Source organism: Natronorubrum tibetense GA33, assembly GCF_000383975.1.
Lineage (GTDB): Archaea > Halobacteriota > Halobacteria > Halobacteriales > Natrialbaceae > Natronorubrum > Natronorubrum tibetense.
This window is the reverse complement of the sequence record NZ_KB913017.1, coordinates 3,994,436-4,013,797: the sequence shown is the minus strand read 5'-3', so window position 1 is coordinate 4,013,797 and position 19,362 is coordinate 3,994,436. Positions and strand designations below refer to the sequence as shown.

Genomic DNA, 19,362 nt, shown 5'->3' with positions numbered 1-19,362 from the left:
GGAGAGCGTGTAAGTCGGTATCCAGTACTACACACGGCGGGGTAGATATCCGTACAACAGCACCAAAAGCGCGATTACTCGTCGTCGGAGTCAGTTTCGTTCTCGTCGCTACCGTCCCCGTCTTCCTCGCTTGGCTCGTCGTCCGCGTCATCTGCGTCCTCTGTTCCGTCTGCAATTTCGTCCTCGCCCTCATTGCGCTGGACTTCGACGACGAGGTCGTCCTCGGAGATTCGGATCACGACGAGTGAGGTGTCGGGCGTGATCGAGACCGCTCTGACCGTCGCCTCTTCCTCGTTCTCGATGATGGCGGCGCGAAAGCTCTGTTCCGTCTCGTCGAGGTGGGGTGGGCCGACGGTCTCGCCCGGACCAACGGAGTAGCTCTGCTCGTAGCTCTCGCGGCCTCCGTTGCGCTCTCGAGCCTGAAGGTGGAGGTTCCGAGAGCGGTCGCCCTCGTTGTGGATTTCCATCGGAATGATGCCCTGCAGTCCGAAGTGCTCTCGGACGCCGTCGACACAGCCCGCGAGCCCGACGGCGGCCGCCACTCCGGCGGACTGAAGTAGCGTACGGCGATTCACACCTGATGCTCGGGAGCGAGCGAACGTAGGCGTTACTCTTCGCGACTCCGAGGGTCGGTCCCGGTGCTTGTTACACGGTACCGTGCGGTTTATGACACGCGAGGGAAACACACGCACGTATGGAGAAAACCGCAATCGACGACGTCGACATCGAGACCAACCCGATGGAGGTCCACTCGATCAGACGGCCGATATCGCAGGCGCTCGGCTTCTCGGACTTCGCGATGAACTACTTCGAACTCGAGTCCGGCGAGTCCTTTTCCGGCGGCTATCACACCCACCACGACCAGGAGGAGGTGTTTTACGTCCAATCAGGGACCGCGACGTTCGACACCGAGGAAGGCGAGGTTACCGTCGAGGAAGACGAGGTGATTCGGTTCGCGCCGGGAGAGTTCCAGCAGGGATACAACGACGGCGACGACCCGGTCGTCGGATTCGCCTTCGGCGCACCCGGGGCCCAACACGACTGGGACCAGATCGAGTCGATGATCTTCTGTCAGGACTGTGAGGAGGAGGTCGGACACGGACTCGAGCTCACCGACGAGGGGGCGTTCCGAATGACTTGTACAGCCTGCGACAACGCGTTCACGATCGGATAATCCGGGACGGCCGTTTTCGACTTTTCTGTGACTCTGTCGTCAATACACCTCATTCTGGAGTGACGACTCGAGGGCCGTTTCGGGTCCCGTCTCGAGATGGCTGTTGACATGTTAACAAGCACATTCTCTGGGATCTGGTGCGTGGCATGTAGTATTGTGGTGGTCACCAATGGAGAGTTCGCTCGAGCGAGCTGTGATGCACCGCTGTAGCGACGATCACTGGAATCGGGAACGGTCTCCCGGGAATGGGTTGTACGGCGGGTAGAACCGAATCGAACGCGAAGCGACTTCGACATGAGTCACTAACACAATGGCACGAAATCGAACGATGGGTGCGCTCGGTGTCCTCTCACTGATCGCACTGCTTACGGCGAGTCTCGGGTTGTACAGGGTATTTTCCTTCGTCGGGGCGGCGGTCATCCTCACGGTGATCGCGTCCGCGACGATCGAACGGAGCGACGGGGATCCGGATTTCGCCCCGTATACCGGGCTGATCGGAGCATTGGCGACGTTCTTTCTGATCGGTCTCGGCGGGATCTGGTTGACGTGGGAACCGGGGACCGCAGAGTACAGCTACGTGCTCGGGGTCCCGGTCTCGACGCTCATCTACTTCGGGTTCATCTGGCTGTTACCGCTGACCGCCGCGATCTACTACTCGCTGATTTTCGATCGGATTGCGAGCGACGAGATCGTCGACGACATCATCGAATCGGCCCGTGAACAACAGCGCCAGGAGTCGTTCCCGCTGGCGCCGGAGCAGCCGACACAAACCGCCGACGCAGCCGACGGCGGGGAAGTGACGACAGGAGGTGAGAGCAATGAGTAACGCGTTCTCGCTGCTCTCGTTGGCTCCAATTCCGCTACAGGAGGAGGGTATTCCGATCGCCGACGATCCCATTATCATCGGCTTCGGAGCAGCCTACCTCCTCATCGTCATCGCAATCGGCGCCTGGGGCTGGATGCAAACCGAGTCGACGAGTGACTTTCTGATCACTGGCAAGAGCATCGGGACGTGGGTCCTCGCGCTGACGGCGTTCTCGGTGATCCAGTCCGGATTCGGATTCGTCGGCGGTCCTGAACTGGTCTACTCGTTCGGGACGACCGCGCTCTGGATCTTCTTTACGGCACCGCTCGGCTTCCTGCTCACGTGGATCGTCCTCGCAAAGCGAATGCGAATTCTCGCGGACATCCGCAACGTGTTGACCCTACCGGACGCGATGTACGTCCGCTACGAGAGCGAGTGGGTTCGCGGACTCGGCGGCGTCGCCGTCGCACTGGGCGTCATCGCCTACCTCGCGGTCAACCTGGCCGCGTTGCAGTTCGTCATGCGGGCCATCTTCGGCATTCCGCTCATCTGGGGCCTGCTCGGTGGGGCCCTGATTCTCCTCCTGTACAGCATGCTCGGCGGGATGATCGCCGGCGTCTGGACCGACTTCCTGCAGGCGATTACGATGATCATCGGCGCGGGATTCGTCTTCGCCTACGCGATGTCCTTCGGCGGCGGTATGGGAACCATCTCGCAGAATCTGGCCAGCGCGGATCCAAACCTCATCTCGCCGTTCGGTGCCCTGGGAGCCCCGGCCGTCGCGGTTCTCGTCGGCATTTCGTGGTGGATCCTGTTTTCCGTCGGCGCGGCGGGCCAGCCACACCTCATCACGAAGTTCTACATGAGCCGCGACATGAAGATCCTGAAATGGGGTGCGCCCATCGCGGCCATTTCCTACGCCATCTCGAGTCTGATCGCCTTCTCGGCGGGGCTCTCGATGCGCGCGATGGTCGAAGCCGGCGAGATATCGGAGACGTTCTCCGCGTCCGAAGTCGGTCCGGTCTTCGTCCTCGACCACACGGGGAGCGTCATCGCGGGGCTGATCCTCGCCGCGCTGCTCGCGGCGATCATGTCGACGAGCGACTCGTTCCTCAACATCGGGGCGGCGGCCATCTCGCGCGACATTCCGCGTGCACTGGGGCGCCCGATCACGGACGATAAAACCGAACTCCGCGTGACGCAAGCCGCGCTCGCCATGCTAACGGTGCTCTCGACGATCGTCGTCTTCTACTCGCAGGCACTGGTCGGCATCCTGGGGGCGATTAGCTGGGGCTTCTTCGCCGCCGCGTTCGTCCCGGTGGTGGTGTTAGGACTCAACTGGAAAGGAGCGTCGAAGTGGGGGGCGATTGCTGCGCTCGTCGTGGGAATGCTGTTCAACATCGTCTACAACGTGATCCCAGAGGCTGCGGACATCATCGGCGGCGGATTCGTCGTCTGGCTCAACGAGAACGTCGTCATGGCAACGTATCCGTTCCCGCCCGAGGTGCCGGCGGAGGCAATCTCGTTGCTGGTCGCGATGATCGTGTTCATCTTCGTCTCGCTGCTCGCGCAGGTGTTCACGAACCCCGAACGTGAACTCCCGAGTGACCTCCACGCCCTGTTCGAACGATGACGACATCCACCGAAGAACCAATCGCGCGACTCACGCGGTGGCTCCGCCAGCGACCGAACTCGATCGAGTTCTGGGAACTGGTCCTCACCGACGAGCGACTCGTCTGGTGTTACGTCGGCCAATCGTACCGCTCCATGCTGCTCCGAGCCGATATGGGTGAACGTGACCGCGCCATCCTCGAGGACAGCCGACTCGAGGACCTCGAGGCGCTAGCCGAGCAGAACTTCGCGATCCCACTCGAGGCCCTCGAGTCGATCCGACACGTCGAGGGGACGCGGTTTCGCCGCGCAAGACTCGAACTCGAGTGGTCCGAGGCGGACCTCGAAGACACCCGGTACGGCGGCCAGATGACGCTCGTCAGTACCAGCGAGGCCGATCCACAGGAAGACGTCGTCGCCGCCCTCACGGAGGATTCGCGACTCGAGCACGTCGACATCGAACTCGATACGCCGCGCTGGTCGCTCTTGTAGCGCGACCAGTCGGACCGTTTTTCACGCAGAGCCGTGAGCAAGCACGTATGTCTACGGACTCGACAGCAGCGGTGGAGATCGACACGACACTGTTTATTACGGTCTCCGGGCCACCGGGCTGCGGTGCGACGACGCTCTGTGAACAGCTCGCCGACGCGATGGGCTGTCCGTACGTCTCCGGCGGCGACATCTTCCGCGAGATCGCCGAGGATCAGGACATGACGCTCAGCCAGCTGACGGCGCAGGCTGACTCCTCCGAGGAGATCGATCGCGCGATCGACCAGCGCCTCCAGCAGATCGCCGAGAAGTGGGGAACGGCGAACAAGCCGTTCATCCTCGAGTCTCGTCTCGCCGGCTGGCTCGCCGGCGAACGGGCCGACCTTCGAATCTGGCTCGATGCACCCGAGGACGTTCGCGCGGACCGGATCGAGGATCGCGTCGAGACCGAAGCCGAGATGCGCGTCCGCGAGGTCAGCGAGGCCGGCCGCTACCAGTCGTACTACCAGATCGACATCGACGAACGGGAGTTCTACGATCTCTCGATCAACACCGCCCGCTGGAGCAAACGGGGTGTGTTCGAACTCGTGCGGGCCGCACTCGAGGAGTACGATCCCGAGATCGACGAGGGAGCGTTCTCGACGCCGGACATCGATCCGTAGCGCCGCCGTTCGAGCGATTTTTGCCCGCGGCGCAGTGACGATCGTCGAGTCGTCGCCGCTCGCGGTCGATGGCTATTTTGTGATGTATGTGACCAACTAGCAGTATGACGTACTACGTCACCGTCGACGGAGACTCGTACGAGGAGGCTCGCGAGTCGTTTTCGTGGGACGTTCCACCGGGGTTCAACGCGGCCGCGGATCTGGTCGGTAAACACGACGACGGCGAGCAGGTCGCGCTCTATCAGCTGTCGTCGGCGGACGGTCACGAGGAGTACACGTTCGCCGACCTCGACGCGCGGTCCAACGCCGTCGCGAACGCCCTCTCGGCCCGCGGGGTAGAGCGCGGCGACCGCGTCGCCGTCGTCGTCCCGCAGAAGCCGGCGAACGTCCTCACGCACCTGGCCTGCTGGAAGCTGGGCGCGATTTCGCTCCCGCTGTCGGTGCTGTTCGGCGACGATGCGCTGCGCTACCGGCTGACCGACAGCGAGGCCCGCGTGGCCGTCGTCGACGCGAGCCAGTGGAAGACGGTGCGAGATATCGCTCCGGACTGTCCCCGCCTCGAGTCCGTCCTCGTCGTCGGTGACGAGGGGGATACCGTCGACGAAAACGCTGGCGGCGGCGCGGCCGCGGAGCGATTCGAGGCCGCCGTCGATTGGGACGAGACGGCGTTCGAACTGGCCGACACGGATGTCGATACGCCCGCGATCATCATGTACACGAGCGGCAGCACCGGCGAGCCGAAAGGCGTCCTCCATACGCACGGCGTCTGGCTCGGACACTGTCCGGCGTTTACGATGTACTTCGAGCGCGACGTTCGCGACGGCGTCTACTGGACGCCCGCCGACTGGGCCTGGATCGGCGCGCTCGGCGACCTCGTCTTTCCCGCCTGGCACTACGGTCAGCCAGTGGTGGGGTATCCGATGGGGTCGTTCGACCCCGAGCGCGCCTACGAGATTATGGCCGCATTCGACGTTACCGACGCCTTCATCCCACCGACTGCGATCCGGATGCTGATGGGTATCGAGAATCCCAGTGACCGCTACGACCTCTCGCTCGAGGCGATCTGTTCCGGCGGCGAACCGCTGACCGGGGAGATTCTCGAGTGGGCCGACGAGGCGCTTTCGGGCGTGGTCGTCAACGAACTCTACGGCCAGACGGAGGCGAACCTGCTCGTGACCAACTGCCGTGAGTGGTTCCCGGCGAAGCCGGGGAGCATGGGAAAGCCGGCTCCGGGCCACGACGTTGCCGTACTGGATTCGGAGACGGGTGAGCGCGTCGATCCGGGTGAAATCGGCGAGATAGCGGTTCGACGCGGCGACGATCCCGTGATCTTCGAAGCGTACTGGAATGCTCCGGAGAAGACGGCGGCGGTGACGCTCGAGGACGGTCCGGATGGAGACGTCTGGCATCTCACGGGCGACCTGGCCGAACGCGACGACGACGGCTACTGCTGGTTCACGTCGCGGGATGACGAACTCATCATCACGAGCGGCTACCGCGTCGCGCCGCGGGAGGTCGAGGAGACGATCCTCGAGCACGAGGTCGTCGAACAGGTCGGCGTCGTCGGCGTTCCGGACGAGACCCGTGGCGAGATCATCAAGGCCGTCGTCCAGCCCGTAGACGGCGTGACGGGAACGGACGAGTTGCGCGAGGAGATTCGGGACCTGGTCCGTGAGAAACTAGCGGCGTACGAATATCCTCGCGAGATAGCGTTCCGCGACGACCTCCCGACCACGACGACCGGGAAGATTCGGCGGACCGAACTCGTCTGAGTCAGTTCTCCGACCGGGGGTTTCTGATCGATTCCTTATTCGCTGTCGGGCGAGTAGTTCGGCGCTTCGTCGGTGATGACGACGTCGTGGGCGTGACTCTCGGCCTGTCCGGCCGCGGAGACGCGGACGAACTCGCTGCGCTCTTTGAACTCGGGGATCGTCTCGGCGCCGACGTAGCCCATTCCGGACTGCATCCCACCGGCGAGCTGGTGGAGTTCGGACTTGAGCGTACCCTTGTACGGCGTCGCAGCCTCGACGCCTTCCGGCACGTACTCGTCGTCCTCGTCCGGCTCTTCCTTGAGATACCGGTCACTGTCGCCGGATTTCATCGCGCCGACCGATCCCATACCGCGATACTGCTTGTACTTCTTGCCGTTCATCGTGACGACGCGACCCGGTGCCTCGTCGGTGCCGGCGAAGTAGGAGCCGAGCATGACGGCGTCCGCACCGGCGGCGATCGCCTTGATCGCGTCGCCGGAGTACCGAATCCCGCCGTCGGCGATCACTGGCACGTCGTATTCGTTTGCGACGTCCGCGACCTGTGCGACGGCTGTGATCTGGGGCATGCCGGAGCCCGAGACGATTCGCGTTGTACAGATCGAACCCGGACCGATGCCGACTTTGATCCCGTCCGCGAATTCGACCAGATCCGCGGCCGCCTCTCGCGTGCCGACGTTACCGACGACGACATCGGCCTCGACGGACTCTTTGATCTCTCGAGCGCCGTCGATGACGTTCAAGTTGTGCGCGTGTGCGGTGTCGATGAATAGCACGTCTGCGCCGGCCTCGTCGGCGGCCTCGGCGCGCTCCTGTTCGAAGGGGCTGACTGCGACGCCACAGCGGAGGCGTCCGTCCTCGTCGCGGACGGCCTGCTGGTACTCGCGACGCTGGAGGATACCTTGCATCGTCACGAGTCCGACCAGCAGGTTCTCGTCGTCGACGACCGGCACGCGCTCGATCTTGTGCTCGTACATCAGTTCGAACGCGTCGCGCGGATCGATATCCTCGGAGGCCGTCACGACCTCGTCGGTCATCGCTTCGGTGACGGGGTCGTCCTCGTTGACCTCGAGGTGGGGCCGGATGTCGGTACTCGAGATGATCCCCAGCACCTCGCCGCGGGTGTTGACCACCGGTGCGCCGCCGACGCCCTGGCGGGCCATTCGCTCGTCGACTTCGCGGACGGACATCTCGGGATCGGCGGTGACGACCGAGTCCAGCGGGATGATGAGTTCGTCGGCGCTTTTGACCCGTTCGATCTCCTCGACCATTCCGTCGATGTTCATGTTCCGATGGAGGACCCCCAGGCCGCCGTGGCGGGCCATCGCGATGGCCATGCCGCTCTCGGTGACGGTGTCCATCGCGGCCGAGAGAATTGGAACCGATACCTCGACGGATTTCGAGACGTGTGTGGTGAGGTCGGCGTCGTCGGGTTCGACACGACTCTCTTTCGGCCGCAAGAGGACGTCGTCGAACGTTAGCGCTTCCGGTACCTGTAATTTCGAAGAATAAGGCCCCTGCTCAGGGATATCGTTCGCCATGTAAACCGTCCGAACCCGCGAGCAAAAAGCGTTGCGAGATACGAACTGGGTGTGAACAGTTGTCGGGGCACTCGGTAAGAGAACGGCATCCGGTGACGGGATGGGTGGCCGTCGGGAAGCGAGAATCCCTCCGCTCGAAGCGGGCGGACGACCGCGTGCCGTGCGAGGGACTCGTGATCTGATCGTGCCCTCTCCCCGAGTGGACGTTCGTCGACCAAATCCCGCTCTCAGCTACAGTTGTCAAGCGCAGGTGTGTACATTCCCGTCCGCATCTGGCAGCCAGTGGTGCGAATGCGGCAAGTTATGCGACCGCGTCCCACACAACGCTTATTGAGAATCCGGTTGTCGATACGGGTATGTACGCTGTGAATTTCAGTGGTGCCCGAACCGTTGGCCGGACGAGCGTCGACAGTGACGCCGCCAATCTTCAGTTCGGGAAATTCACAAAACAATTCACAGCGCGAGGCCGCAACTGGACGAACTGGTGTCCGATTCACCAGTCGCGACGGGACCGTCCACCCTATTGCCCACCGGCCTCGGGTCATGGCCATCGAGCCTGACTCATGAGTACGTCACGACACCCGGTCGCACTCCGCCTCGAGCGAATAGTCGGTGGTGATACCCGCCTGTTAGCGCTGGTGATGATGCTGCCGCTGATCGACGGCGTCTTCCCGGCGCTGATCCTCGCGGGCGCGTTGGACGATCCGCTCGGTGCCGTCCAGGTCGGCCTGCTGATCTTCGGTGGCAGCGCCACGGTCGCGGTGATCCTCGCGGAGATGTCCGGGACGCCCCGGGAACAGGCTACGATCGTCATGCTCGTCGGGATTCCGCTGATACTGCTCGCGGGAGTCCAGGCCGCACTCGCGCCGGCGATCGGGAGCGTCGTCGACGACGGCATTATCACCCGCTTCGCGGCGCTCGTTATTCTCGCCATCGCGGCCAAGACCGCAAGCGCCACCATCGGCGAGTACCTCCCGAACCCTGCTGTCATCATCGGCCTCGGCCTCGTTGCAAGCATCGATCCCGCGGGTGCCGAGTTCGTCCTCATGGACAACCCCGCGCTGGTCGCAAACGCCGTACTTGCCGCGGGCGTCGGTGTCGCATTCGCCCTCGCCATCGCCCTCGGCGGCCCGTACCTCCGCGGCTGCATGGACATCGACCGCTTCCGCTTCGGCAGCGCAGTGGCTCTCGGGCTGCTTCCACTGTCGATGCTCGGGATGGCCTTCGGACAGGCCCCCCTCGCCGCGCTGCTCGTCGCCGGCGTGTTCGCCATCGACCTGCCGTTAGAGCGCGACTCGGGTGACAACGCGGCCGACGGCGACGAGTCGCCCACGGATAGCCTGGGCGCGCTGACCGACGGCGGCGGGTCGGACGGCGACGACGCGGACTCGAGCGATGACGACTCCGACTCGGGACCGTATCCGGGCGACGACTCGACCGATACCCAGGGTCGGGCCCCGTGGCTGTAGGGCGGATTCCGAATCGAAACCACTTTAGGCAGGATCGCCCAACTGAGAAGCGAGGGGCTGTGGCCAAGCCAGGGATGGCGACTGACTCCAGAGGCTACGGCGCCCGGGACGACACTCCAGACTGATATACTGATCGGACACCTGATCAGTGTCCGTGTGATGACCCTCTGGAGTTCCGAGGCGCACCGGAGATATCAGTCGATCGGGGGTTCAAATCCCTCCGGCCCCATTTGAAATAAAAAGCGAGGAGCGGCTTCTCTCGCGTTCTCGATACATTCTGAGTAGGGGGTGGTCTGCGTGACGACCGCCCCGTGGCCGTCGGTCGACAACTCGACGTGCAAACACTGCGGAGCGTACGTTTCGGATCAGTTCTGCCGCGTCTACGGCGACAACAACGACCGAGCCCATCGCTGCGGAGACTGTGATTCCTACCGTCGACTGACCCGCGGGTCCGCAGCTGGTGTCGCGGTCACGATCCCGGACCCGGAGATCGCCGAGGGTCACCACGGAGGTGAGGCCGATGTCTGAGTTCGTCCCGGCGAGTCAGCTGTACATCGTCGAGAGTCGGACGCCCATAGCCCATCCGGCCCATCAGGCGACCGACGCCGACGTTCAAAACGCGCTCGAGGAGCGAGAGATTCGGGCCGACGGTGGTCGCACACACTCCTCGAGCGCGCCAGATTGTTACGACTGCGGAGCGCGCGTTTCGCGGCATACGGCCCGCATCTACGTCCAGTCGGACCGACAAGCCGCTAAGACGCTTTGCCAATCGTGCCAGACAGCGTATCCCTACGAAAACCAGTATCGACCGATAAACGGGCCGACGCGGTCATACTACGATATCAGTAACCGGGGAGGTGAGCCGTGATGTCCTTGGACGGTACTGAGCAGTCGCTGGTAGTTACCGACGATCCGTTTCACCGTTCGAATCTTCGTCTCTACCCACGGATTCGCCCGTTCGCGGATCGTAGTATTCTCTCCCAAAAAATCCACGGAGAGCGATCATTGCACCGATATAGGTGGCAGTTACGAGCAGGACGAATTCGAGTATCAGATCCAACACCATGTGATAGACTTCTGAACAGACTGTATAGGTCTATTCGTTCCACACTCACGGAAACCAATCACGAGGCCGGTGATTCGCGATGAGTTCGCGAACGTCGCCTCTCGAGAGTTCGAAGGCCAGCGGTGATTTCCTCGAGGCGGAGATCGTGCAGGTGATCGACGCCCTGGAGTACGTCGGCGATCGCACGGCCACCTGGCACGACGCGAGAACGACAGCGGTCCTCGAGGCGAGCCGATCGCTCCCGTTCTACGGCATCGTTCTCGTCGAGCCCAAGACGCCGATCGAGATCAAAGGCTGTCAAATCGAGACGAGCAACGGCAGCCGATCGACTCGAGGGCGGTTCTACGTCAAACGCGGCGCTCACGAGCAGCTGCTCGAGGCGGGCGGGATGTACCTGCTCGTGGTCTATCTGCCGCGACCGGGACTGCCCCAGGTGGCTCGCGCGATCGTGCCGGCGACGCTCGTCGACGAGCTGCTGTCCGGGCGATGGTATGATGTCAGCGGGTCACGCTCCGAGCAGGAGGTTGCGAAACTCGCGTGGTCGCACGTGATCGATCCGGCGGGCGTCGATCCGTCGGTGACCGTGGGGTGTCGTCGATGACAGTCCGTACATCGTACTTCGGTGGGCTCTCGAGTCACGAGCCTGCCGACGAGGATGCCGTCTTCGGTGTGGTTCGCTACTCACAGGATTTCGTTGAGCGACTGACCGACCGGAACATCCCAGCTGTCGGGCCGCCCGAGGAGTTGTTGAACGCGTACAAGGCCGTCGAGACGGCCGCCGAAGACGACGGCGAGCCTAACCCGGCAGCGGTCGCGTGGAACTCCGTCAAGTACGAACGTCGATATCGGAAACACCTCGCCGAGCCCGGCCCGCAGAACGTGATCGACGAGCTGGCCGACCGCGCTCGCGAGCGCGATATCTGGCTCGTCTGTTGGGAAAAGGACGCCCGCTGGTGTCACCGGCGACTGCTCGCGAACGCTGTCGTTGCCCAGCTCGAAGACATCGAGGTCGTTCATCACCCGGACCCGTCGACCATCCCAATCGAGGCGGAAGCCGATGCCAACGATGAGCCTGCTGCCACGCTCGCGGACTTCGCCGGGAGCGGAGGACGATGACGCAAGTCGAGACGACGCCCCACGAGATCGAAGGCCGTTGGAAGTGGCCCGACTGGGGCCGCGGTCCGTACGATGCGCTGTCGTCGGTGATGCTCGGTCCGCCGTTCGAGGGTTACCTCGAGTTGAACGTCGAGATCGACGGCGACCCCTGGCTCCTCGAGGTGAGCTACAGCAAGTCGGGGTTTGCACCGCGGCTGTCCGACGGGATCAACGCCGAACGCCTGTACGAATGGGATATCAAGGGCCGCGGTCGCGGTGAGCGAAAGGCGTCGTTCAATATCTCGCCACGGTTTCCGAACATGCGCCACTGGGAGACCGGCGACCCGATACAGCTCCCGTGGGAGAACCAGGTCGGCGAGGTCGACGGCGTCGACGTCGAGTACCACCTCAGCAATATCGAGTCCGAGCGTGGCCTCGAGTTGCTGCCGGAGTTCTTCGCGGAGATCTTCGAACACGCGAACGAGCGGATTCACCCTGACTACTTCCGAGCCGAACCGCACCAGGCGAGTCGAATGTGGGCGTACGAGCGGTACGTTCGGATTCGACGCGAATGGGCTGAAAAGCTCTCGTCAGCCGGCGTACTCCAGAAGGTTGCGCTCTATCTGTCCGAGATCAAGGGCGTCAAAGCGGAGCTTCATATCGACAACGAGGAGGTAATCAATCACCAGAACCGGCTCTTTCTCAATCCGGCGTCGGCCAGCAAGTTGCTACCCGGCCACACCTACGGACGGAAATTCGAGATCTACCAGCTGAAAGATCCGGACGCGGTCTCGAAAGACCACCCGTCCTACCACCCGAAGGTCGAGGTGCTGGTGAACAAGTCGAGGAACGACGGCGAGGCATGGGCATGGGCCGATCGCCACGAGGTGACCGAGCAGATCGAGGAGACACTGTTGAACGCGCTCCACTGGGAAGACATCCCGCTCGGTCCCGATGGAAACGGCGTCTACGTCGCTGATGATCACTTCGACGCCGTGGCTCGTGATCAGCCCGTGGAACTCTACGAAGACCCCACGCCGCGCCTCGAGGCGAAGACGGACCACCTGTTGATGACGACGCTGCGCGACATGGGCGAGACTGCTCGCGACGTTACCGAGACGGTCGCGACCGATGGCGGAGTAGCGGTCGACGACCTCGCCGACCAGCTGGGGAAACACCCCGCGACGATCTACCGTGCAATACAAGATCTCGGCGATGTCCTCGAACTCGACCAGGGCGACGTGTCGTTTCGCGCCCGGAAGTATCGCGAGGAGTTGCGTGCGCTCGTCGAATCCGCCGAGTACGCGATCGAGAGTTACGCCGATCGGATGCAACACCTGATGGGGTTAGCGGACCACGTTGCAGAGTCCTCGCCGTTCCAGAAGTGGCTTGCAGAGAACGGTGCGGACCTCGAGTTCGACGAGAACGGCGACCCCCGACGGATGCGGATCGATACGATTCTCTCGCAGCTGAAGGCCGATCGGTTCGAGAACCTCGGGACGATCGCCGCGGAAGCCCTCGAGAAGTGGTCGAAGTCAGGGAACGATCCGACGGTTCTCCGCGGTGCGGAGTTGACCTGGAAGACTCCCGGCGGCGGGAGCGAAACCGGATTCGTCGGCGCTGTCGCCGATCGGTGAACCGGCCCGAGTAGTGGCAACGCTACCCCTTTGCTTCGTTTAGACAACCAGAAATTCATTAGCGGCTGATTTTCACAACTTCAGTTGGATTCGGACCCTCGAGGGCGGGGCCGGCGCCGCGATCGCACCGCAACGCCTGCGGGGTCGTTTCGCGCTTCGCGCGAAAACCCCCTTGGCGGGTGTCCCCAAGGGGACTGAGCCAAAAAATTACAGCGCCCCGCCCCACCTCCGCACGCAGATCTCCAGTTGAAGCACATGAAACGGTGGTTCTACGGTCGCAGACTTCATACGGTATCAAATCTGAATTGTCGATTATGCTCTCGGTGAATCTCGTTGGATTGGTGTTAGGTCTAATTGGAACTGCCTTTGTTATATTACCCACATTTGAGGTGGTTAGAAACCTGATTATTGATAGTAGGGAGGTTAAGATGCTTGATAAAGCAAGAAGAGAACTACTGAGAGCTGGGGAGATACACCGAGAGGATTGCAATTTTCAACCAATCACCTCTGTTATAGAACAAAAATGGGAAAACGAAATACCCGAAGACAGTAACTCAATTTACTCGGTTGCATTCGGCGTGTGGGGAGGTGGTGGATTTGTTTGTTTAACTGATTCCGAAGGAAATCCTCAGCGTGATGACTCAAAGAGAATTGGTTCGGTGCTCATCGTTGAAACATGGATTCGTGACGAAATTGACAGGCTGCAATCGACACCAGTTCAAAGGATTCGTGGTATTGGATTTGGATTAGTTGTTATCTCAGTGTTCATACAGACATTTTCTTCGATTTAACATGTTTCCCCCTAGGGGACAGGGTAATTGCGCGGCGCGTAGAGCACGCGCCGCGCCAGCGAAAAATTGGGCTGGCAGATACAGAGCGTTACACCAGGATAGACTCACTGATAGCCTAAGACGGGATCTCGATGACCAGCGTTATCGAGTCCACTTAGAGGGGGACGGAGGTTTAAGTGTGATAGCGAGGCCACGACAGTCCGTGATGCGCAATCCTCAAGATGACTTGCTGGTCGTATTCGAACTTGTCGAACTCGCTCACGATCATAAGGGTACGCCCACCGAGAATCATGCGCTCGACCTGGTTGCCAAGATCGCTGACCAGCACGGACTCACGACTACCGAGGTGTTCCGACAGCTCAAGGAACGGAACGAGGCTCACTGCTGGGGGAAGATTGTGGCTAAGGCCAAGGTCACAAATCAACCGCCCCGCCTCCACACTGACACCGATGCGACTGCGTCAAAAAATTGCAGCGTCCTACCCCACTCCGCACGAAAACCTCCAGTTGAACTCACGAAACGAGAAGGATATTCAAAAGGGCTACATTTAGATCGAGAATAGCCCTCATATAGTATTTTTAACTGACTTCACATCTGGTTGTTCAAATAGTGGGAATAGACCACAATCAGCCATATAGTGTATATCATTTTTAGATAAAATCCCAGTGTCAGGAAGGTTTTTGAGACGGTTTGGGTGATCTAATAGCCGAAGATATTCATCAATGAATTTTGCAACTGTTTTCACAGATTGTTTCATAAACTGGTACGGTTCTATTTGGGTTATGGGGGTTATTTTTGGGGTCTCGTTTTCAGGGACAATTACTCCCCATTGTGTCACTGGATCATATTTACGAATTGAATCATCAAACTGTTCATAATACTTCCTGAACTCTTCTCTATCTTCTTTGTCAAGACTTTCTAAACTGATTGTATGTGAATTCCACTCAGAAACCTCAGACCCTCTTAAAGAAAAGCCCGGACCTCGTTTAATTACGCCTTTTTGATGGATAATGTCGTTTCGGATAGTATGAATTAACTCAATAATCATATGGTTTCTCTGGACATGCTCCCAAGCACTCTCATTGTAAACTCGGAGTTCCTTGAGAAGAGGATGACCACCGGTCCGCAGATTAGTTCTCTCATCTAAAATCCCGATATCGTACTTTTCACGGGTATAGAGGGCAACAACGTCAAAGATACCAGTGAGTAATGATATTCCGTTGTTAAAATGGTATCTTGTTCTTAAATCTGTGTGATTACCAGTTCCACAATAGTATTCCTTCCCCATTTTATCAACACAGATGAATAAGGATTGGAACCGGTCAAACATTGAACTAATATAGTCGTTGTCGTCAATTGTGAAATGGTGGATAAATACGCGGGGAAGCAACCAATACCAGTACGAGAAGTCAATACTATAGGAATGACACTTATCCTTAGGATTGTAGAATATGAACTCATCATTCTCTCTCATAAATATACCTGCAAATTCAGCCGCTTCAGATGGTGACATCATATTCATTTGACCAGCTTCATGACGGTGGAACGAATATTCAATACGACGACGATTTTGAAGTAGAGACGGGTTTGCTGTTACTAAAATATCGGCCCTATTATCGTCATATCGTGAAAATTCACTAAATAGACCAACAAGATTCAATTCGTCAATATTGGGTTCCGGCTCACTCCAATCTATATCTTCCAACTTACGATCGTATATAGATGGCAGATATCTTATAGTAGATATATTTTGATTACTTTTACCCCATCTAACTATTTTTTGATTTCTATCCATATCTATTTCTAATTCGAATGATGAAATATTTTGAAGAGAATTATGGGCTGTTTTCTCTGGTGTTCTTATATAGGTAAATTCACTATGTTCCCCATATGTTAGAAACCTCTCAAGAGGGAACGGGTTTCTTGAAAGTCTCTCATTAAGTGATTTCGTATCTAGTAAAAATCGGACCGTTTGTGCGTTGGGCAGTATTTCTCTTGAATCCATATAAATCACAAATTCGTTAGTACACCATTAGATCTATGGATAGACTGCCAGTGCGAGTTCATCCTACCACCCCCGGGGATTGTAGCTCAACAGACCCGGTTTCCCGAATATGCACACGAGATGCAAATACTCGTGTGTAGGATGACGCAACATCAGACGTGAGACCGTATCGGAATTCCGGAAACTGCTCTCCGTTGCTTATCTGTTGTGCGCTCGCTTTGGGCTACATGGGCAAGACAAACCCGACCTACCGCGATAGGCTCCGTGAATTCGAAAACGAGTGGTCACCGTACCACAGAGCACTTCGACTCGAGTATCAAGATCACTTCGAACGCCTATTTGTCCAGGCGCGGAACTTCGCAGACGCTGGTGGGATTCAGAACCACACTGATCCGACGACCACACACCTCATTTCGATGCTGCTCGCTCAGGAGTGCCGGATTGCCGACCTCGAGGAGCAACTCGAAACCGTGAATGAGCGTCTCAGTAATTCCAGCGAAGACCTCTCCAGAGAGCCCACTGATGGCCAGTAGATATGATCCACACTGCTCGAATGGTCCATCGAATGCCCCTGCAAGGTAATTGCGCGACACGCAGAACACGCGCCGCGCTAGCAAAAAATTGGACTGGCTGATATTGGACGCTACAGCGGCCTGAACTACTGAAAAAACGTAGTGGTCCTCGATAACCGTGATTGTCGGATATGCCTACAAGGGTTTATCAATAAAGCCGCGGCCAGACGTGAGCGTCATGCGACATCCACAAGATGACTTACTGATCGTCCATGCGCTAGCACTGCTTGCATATGAGTACAGAGGGATGGTGAAAGAAGACTGGGCTTTGAACCTTGCAGCCGAGATCGCGGACCAGCACGGACTTACAGTGAGTGACGCAATTTGCCAGCTTGAATAGCTGTGGCTCAGGAAGATTTCTTGAGACAATATAGGATATTTATTGGTGCAGCTGTTTTCGGAAATCTTTATTATTGGAGAGTCTATCACAGGCACATGTCAAGCGAACGTACGGCAATCGGTTTCACTATATCTCAGTTGATCACTAGGGTTATTCCCGGTTCAATTTTATTTTCTTTCATATTTGTTTCAGCATATGTAGTACGTCCTGAAATAGTGTCTGATATGCCAGAAGATACTGTTGTGAACGTAATTACTGAACCATACTCTTGGCTATTTGTACTCGTTATATCCTTAGTAATCGGGGAATCAATCGACATTTCTCGAAGAATATTCGAACCTTTTCCAAATGATTTTCGAATGTACCTATACAACGACGAACCAAACAAAGCATTCTTGACAACCACACAGTATTGGATGATCACTCGAAATGAGGCATATGATTCCTACAAGAAGTCTGGAAATTCTAGTGATCTAAAATATGGACAATGGTTTACAAGGAATCGTTATGCGCAAGCCACTACGATCTGGACGCTAATTTCGCTCATTGTAATATCCAACGCTGGTATAGAACATGCAATTCTTTTCTTTTCTAGTTGTGTTGGATTATCATTTGCCGTCATATTCATAGGCAAGTCAATAAACCCGACTACAGGTTCGAGGATACGTTCAACTGGACGCCCCCAACCAAATGGATACTTCACAAATGGGACTCCAGATGGGTTCATTCAAGAGATCCGTAAGCAATATAATCTGGATGATGAATTCAGTGACCCTAAAGAACTGTTTTTACTTGTGCATCGTCATTTGGAGTCCAACCTAACTCTGAGAACGCAAAAACTACAAACATTACATATATTTTTTAGAAACACTCAAATAGCGGTTGTCTTCGGAGGATTAGGTTTAGCTATCATTATTTGGGTGCAGCTATCTTACGTATTCGCTATTTTGGTTGTTATTTTCGTATTTCCAGTAGTGCTATATATATCTATGGTGTCTGATGGTATGCTAGATATAAGTGACAAATACACACGAGCAATTATACTAGAGTATTTGGCAGACATTGGATATACTCCAATACACAAGGAACGGTAGCTACTCTGTATTCGCACTCAGTAATTGTATTTCACCACGTGGTAGTCGAATAGTCTTATAATTCGACAAGTGTCATTCCTGATGGGGTGATGGTGAAGCGTAACACTATCCAATTTCTGTTTACCTACGCTGCTCCTGGCGGTTGTACGTCGCGAAGATCGGTTTCCCCAATATGAACACGAACCGAGTACCAGCCGTGTTCATATTCGGCCCATAGCCCACGAGATCGCCCCGGGCGTCACGCCGATCACGACGGGTGCCACCCCCTGTTTATAAACTAAGACCGTTTGAGTGAACCGAAAAAACTAGGATAGGCGGGTTGTGTTCACGGCCATGTCTCACTCAGAGACGCCCGGATCGGTTCGCATCCGGACAGACGACGGTAACGAATGGCGATTCGACGCTATCCAGAAAGCTTCCCGGTTCTACGATTGCAACCGGAGCAACGCGGTCGCGTTCGCCTGCGAAGACATCGATCAACTTGTCGCCGCAGCTGCGCGCGTCCTCGAGCGCGACGACCTCACTCGCGAGCAGCGCCGGGAGATCGCCGAGACGCTGAGTACTCGAGCCGTCAGCTTCGAGTTCGAAACCAACGTTTCAGTAACAACAAAAGGAGAGCTGTGAGCGACTGTCTGAGAAAGCTACTCGGAGGAGAACGGTAAGCAGGCCTGCACCGCTTGTCGAATGTGGAAGTCCTTTTTTATCGGGTCGTCCCTCTCTAATGCGTCTTCGAGGTGGCCGATACAGATATCCGAGAGCCCCATTGCTGGCGTCGAATGAGGGTTGGAAAACCTCCGTCCAGAAACGGATTTGGGGTTGATCCGATAGAGTTCGAACGAAAGTTCGTCCATCGTAGTATCCGGAAAAACGTTTAGTGTCGGAACAGTTGCGTTCTCCGCGAGCGCATCCATAGCCTCGGGCATTTCGTCTTCCGGCACACTCTCAAGAGTACCTCTGATGATGACGCTTCTCGTGGGGTTCTCGGAAAAGACAGTGAAAGTTGCAACACCGGTCGTTTCGACGAACGACATCTTGTGGCTGTCCTCCCGGTTAGCGAATTGAAAGTAGATGGTGTCATCATTGTACCCGAACGACTCAGGGATAGCGTAGGTCTCTCTGCCGCTAGTTAGCGACAACACACCCGTATTCTCGCTTCGAAGAAATTCCACGACCTCTTCGTGGGCCATCTTTTCGGCGTTCATCACCCGGTTTCAGTTATCTACCGAAATAATGCTCTGCTCA

At 57.8% G+C, this 19,362-nt stretch carries 20 protein-coding genes and 1 tRNA gene; 17 read left to right on the top strand and 4 right to left on the bottom strand.

The window, feature by feature from the left end; genetic code table 11:
- Window positions 1-74: 74 nt before the first annotated feature.
- Window positions 75-575, bottom strand: a complete 501-nt coding sequence (locus NATTI_RS0120630) for a hypothetical protein (RefSeq protein ID WP_241434244.1) — start codon at window positions 573-575, stop codon at window positions 75-77.
- A 119-nt stretch (window positions 576-694) separates the two neighbouring features.
- Here NATTI_RS0120630 and NATTI_RS0120625 point away from each other — a divergent pair, with 119 nt between their 5' ends.
- From NATTI_RS0120625 to NATTI_RS0120600, 6 genes are all read left to right on the top strand, one after another.
- Entirely contained in the window at window positions 695-1,174 is a 480-nt protein-coding gene (locus NATTI_RS0120625) for a cupin domain-containing protein (protein WP_006087922.1), read from the top strand.
- A gap of 310 nt (window positions 1,175-1,484) precedes the next feature.
- Window positions 1,485-2,000 carry a hypothetical protein gene (locus tag NATTI_RS0120620; RefSeq protein ID WP_006087923.1) on the top strand — a complete coding sequence of 172 codons (516 nt, stop codon included), beginning with the start codon at window positions 1,485-1,487 and terminating at the stop codon, window positions 1,998-2,000.
- A complete protein-coding gene (locus tag NATTI_RS0120615; protein ID WP_006087924.1) occupies window positions 1,993-3,612 on the top strand; it encodes a sodium:solute symporter family transporter in 1,620 nt (539 codons plus the stop codon). The genes NATTI_RS0120620 and NATTI_RS0120615 overlap by 8 nt, the downstream gene beginning before the upstream one ends.
- A complete protein-coding gene (locus NATTI_RS0120610; protein WP_006087925.1) occupies window positions 3,609-4,082 on the top strand; it encodes a hypothetical protein in 474 nt (157 codons plus the stop codon). Before NATTI_RS0120615 ends, NATTI_RS0120610 begins: the two co-directional genes overlap by 4 nt.
- A gap of 47 nt (window positions 4,083-4,129) precedes the next feature.
- Window positions 4,130-4,741, top strand: coding sequence for a (d)CMP kinase (gene cmk, locus NATTI_RS0120605; RefSeq protein WP_019992088.1), 612 nt, complete (start codon window positions 4,130-4,132; stop codon window positions 4,739-4,741).
- Window positions 4,742-4,845: 104 nt separating this feature from the next.
- Window positions 4,846-6,513 (top strand): AMP-binding protein, encoded by a 1,668-nt coding sequence (locus NATTI_RS0120600; protein WP_006087927.1) that lies wholly within the window; start codon window positions 4,846-4,848, stop codon window positions 6,511-6,513.
- A gap of 35 nt (window positions 6,514-6,548) precedes the next feature.
- On the opposite strand, the gene guaB is transcribed toward NATTI_RS0120600, so the two are convergent.
- Window positions 6,549-8,051 carry an IMP dehydrogenase gene (guaB, locus tag NATTI_RS0120595; RefSeq protein ID WP_006087928.1) on the bottom strand — a complete coding sequence of 501 codons (1,503 nt, stop codon included), beginning with the start codon at window positions 8,049-8,051 and terminating at the stop codon, window positions 6,549-6,551.
- Between the two features lie 563 nt (window positions 8,052-8,614).
- Between guaB and NATTI_RS0120590 the strand changes: the two genes are divergently transcribed.
- The 8 genes from NATTI_RS0120590 to NATTI_RS26240 all read left to right on the top strand — a co-directional run bounded on the left by NATTI_RS0120590 (window position 8,615) and on the right by NATTI_RS26240 (window position 14,109).
- Window positions 8,615-9,520, top strand: coding sequence for a DUF5794 domain-containing protein (locus NATTI_RS0120590; protein ID WP_006087929.1), 906 nt, complete (start codon window positions 8,615-8,617; stop codon window positions 9,518-9,520).
- A 53-nt stretch (window positions 9,521-9,573) separates the two neighbouring features.
- Window positions 9,574-9,749: transfer RNA gene (locus tag NATTI_RS26245), tRNA-Trp, on the top strand.
- Window positions 9,750-9,808: 59 nt separating this feature from the next.
- Window positions 9,809-10,048, top strand: a complete 240-nt coding sequence (locus NATTI_RS0120585; RefSeq protein ID WP_006087930.1) for a DUF7563 family protein — start codon at window positions 9,809-9,811, stop codon at window positions 10,046-10,048.
- Complete coding sequence (locus NATTI_RS0120580; protein WP_006087931.1) at window positions 10,041-10,388, top strand: hypothetical protein; 348 nt, start codon at window positions 10,041-10,043, stop codon at window positions 10,386-10,388. The genes NATTI_RS0120585 and NATTI_RS0120580 overlap by 8 nt, the downstream gene beginning before the upstream one ends.
- Window positions 10,389-10,665: 277 nt before the next feature.
- Entirely contained in the window at window positions 10,666-11,187 is a 522-nt protein-coding gene (locus NATTI_RS0120570; protein WP_006087932.1) for a hypothetical protein, read from the top strand.
- Window positions 11,184-11,702 (top strand): DUF488 family protein, N3 subclade, encoded by a 519-nt coding sequence (locus NATTI_RS0120565; RefSeq protein ID WP_193787776.1) that lies wholly within the window; start codon window positions 11,184-11,186, stop codon window positions 11,700-11,702. The genes NATTI_RS0120570 and NATTI_RS0120565 overlap by 4 nt, the downstream gene beginning before the upstream one ends.
- Window positions 11,699-13,318 (top strand): DUF7845 domain-containing protein, encoded by a 1,620-nt coding sequence (locus NATTI_RS0120560; protein ID WP_006087934.1) that lies wholly within the window; start codon window positions 11,699-11,701, stop codon window positions 13,316-13,318. Before NATTI_RS0120565 ends, NATTI_RS0120560 begins: the two co-directional genes overlap by 4 nt.
- A gap of 314 nt (window positions 13,319-13,632) precedes the next feature.
- Entirely contained in the window at window positions 13,633-14,109 is a 477-nt protein-coding gene (locus NATTI_RS26240; protein ID WP_152423918.1) for a hypothetical protein, read from the top strand.
- A gap of 565 nt (window positions 14,110-14,674) precedes the next feature.
- Here the strand turns inward: NATTI_RS26240 and NATTI_RS26235 are convergent.
- Window positions 14,675-16,114 carry a hypothetical protein gene (locus NATTI_RS26235; RefSeq protein ID WP_152423919.1) on the bottom strand — a complete coding sequence of 480 codons (1,440 nt, stop codon included), beginning with the start codon at window positions 16,112-16,114 and terminating at the stop codon, window positions 14,675-14,677.
- Between the two features lie 227 nt (window positions 16,115-16,341).
- On the opposite strand from NATTI_RS26235, the gene NATTI_RS0120545 reads away from it, so the two are divergent.
- The 3 genes from NATTI_RS0120545 (at window position 16,342) to NATTI_RS0120535 (ending at window position 18,744) form a co-directional block, all read left to right on the top strand.
- Window positions 16,342-16,647, top strand: coding sequence for a hypothetical protein (locus NATTI_RS0120545; RefSeq protein ID WP_006087936.1), 306 nt, complete (start codon window positions 16,342-16,344; stop codon window positions 16,645-16,647).
- Window positions 16,648-17,121: 474 nt separating this feature from the next.
- The gene (locus NATTI_RS26230) at window positions 17,122-18,120 is read left to right on the top strand and encodes a hypothetical protein (RefSeq protein ID WP_152423920.1); all 999 of its coding nucleotides are present in this window, start codon (window positions 17,122-17,124) and stop codon (window positions 18,118-18,120) included.
- A 333-nt stretch (window positions 18,121-18,453) separates the two neighbouring features.
- Window positions 18,454-18,744 (top strand): DUF7692 domain-containing protein, encoded by a 291-nt coding sequence (locus tag NATTI_RS0120535; RefSeq protein ID WP_019992085.1) that lies wholly within the window; start codon window positions 18,454-18,456, stop codon window positions 18,742-18,744.
- Between the two features lie 17 nt (window positions 18,745-18,761).
- On the opposite strand, the gene NATTI_RS0120530 is transcribed toward NATTI_RS0120535, so the two are convergent.
- Window positions 18,762-19,322, bottom strand: coding sequence for a pyridoxamine 5'-phosphate oxidase family protein (locus NATTI_RS0120530; RefSeq protein WP_006087939.1), 561 nt, complete (start codon window positions 19,320-19,322; stop codon window positions 18,762-18,764).
- Window positions 19,323-19,362 lie beyond the last annotated feature (40 nt).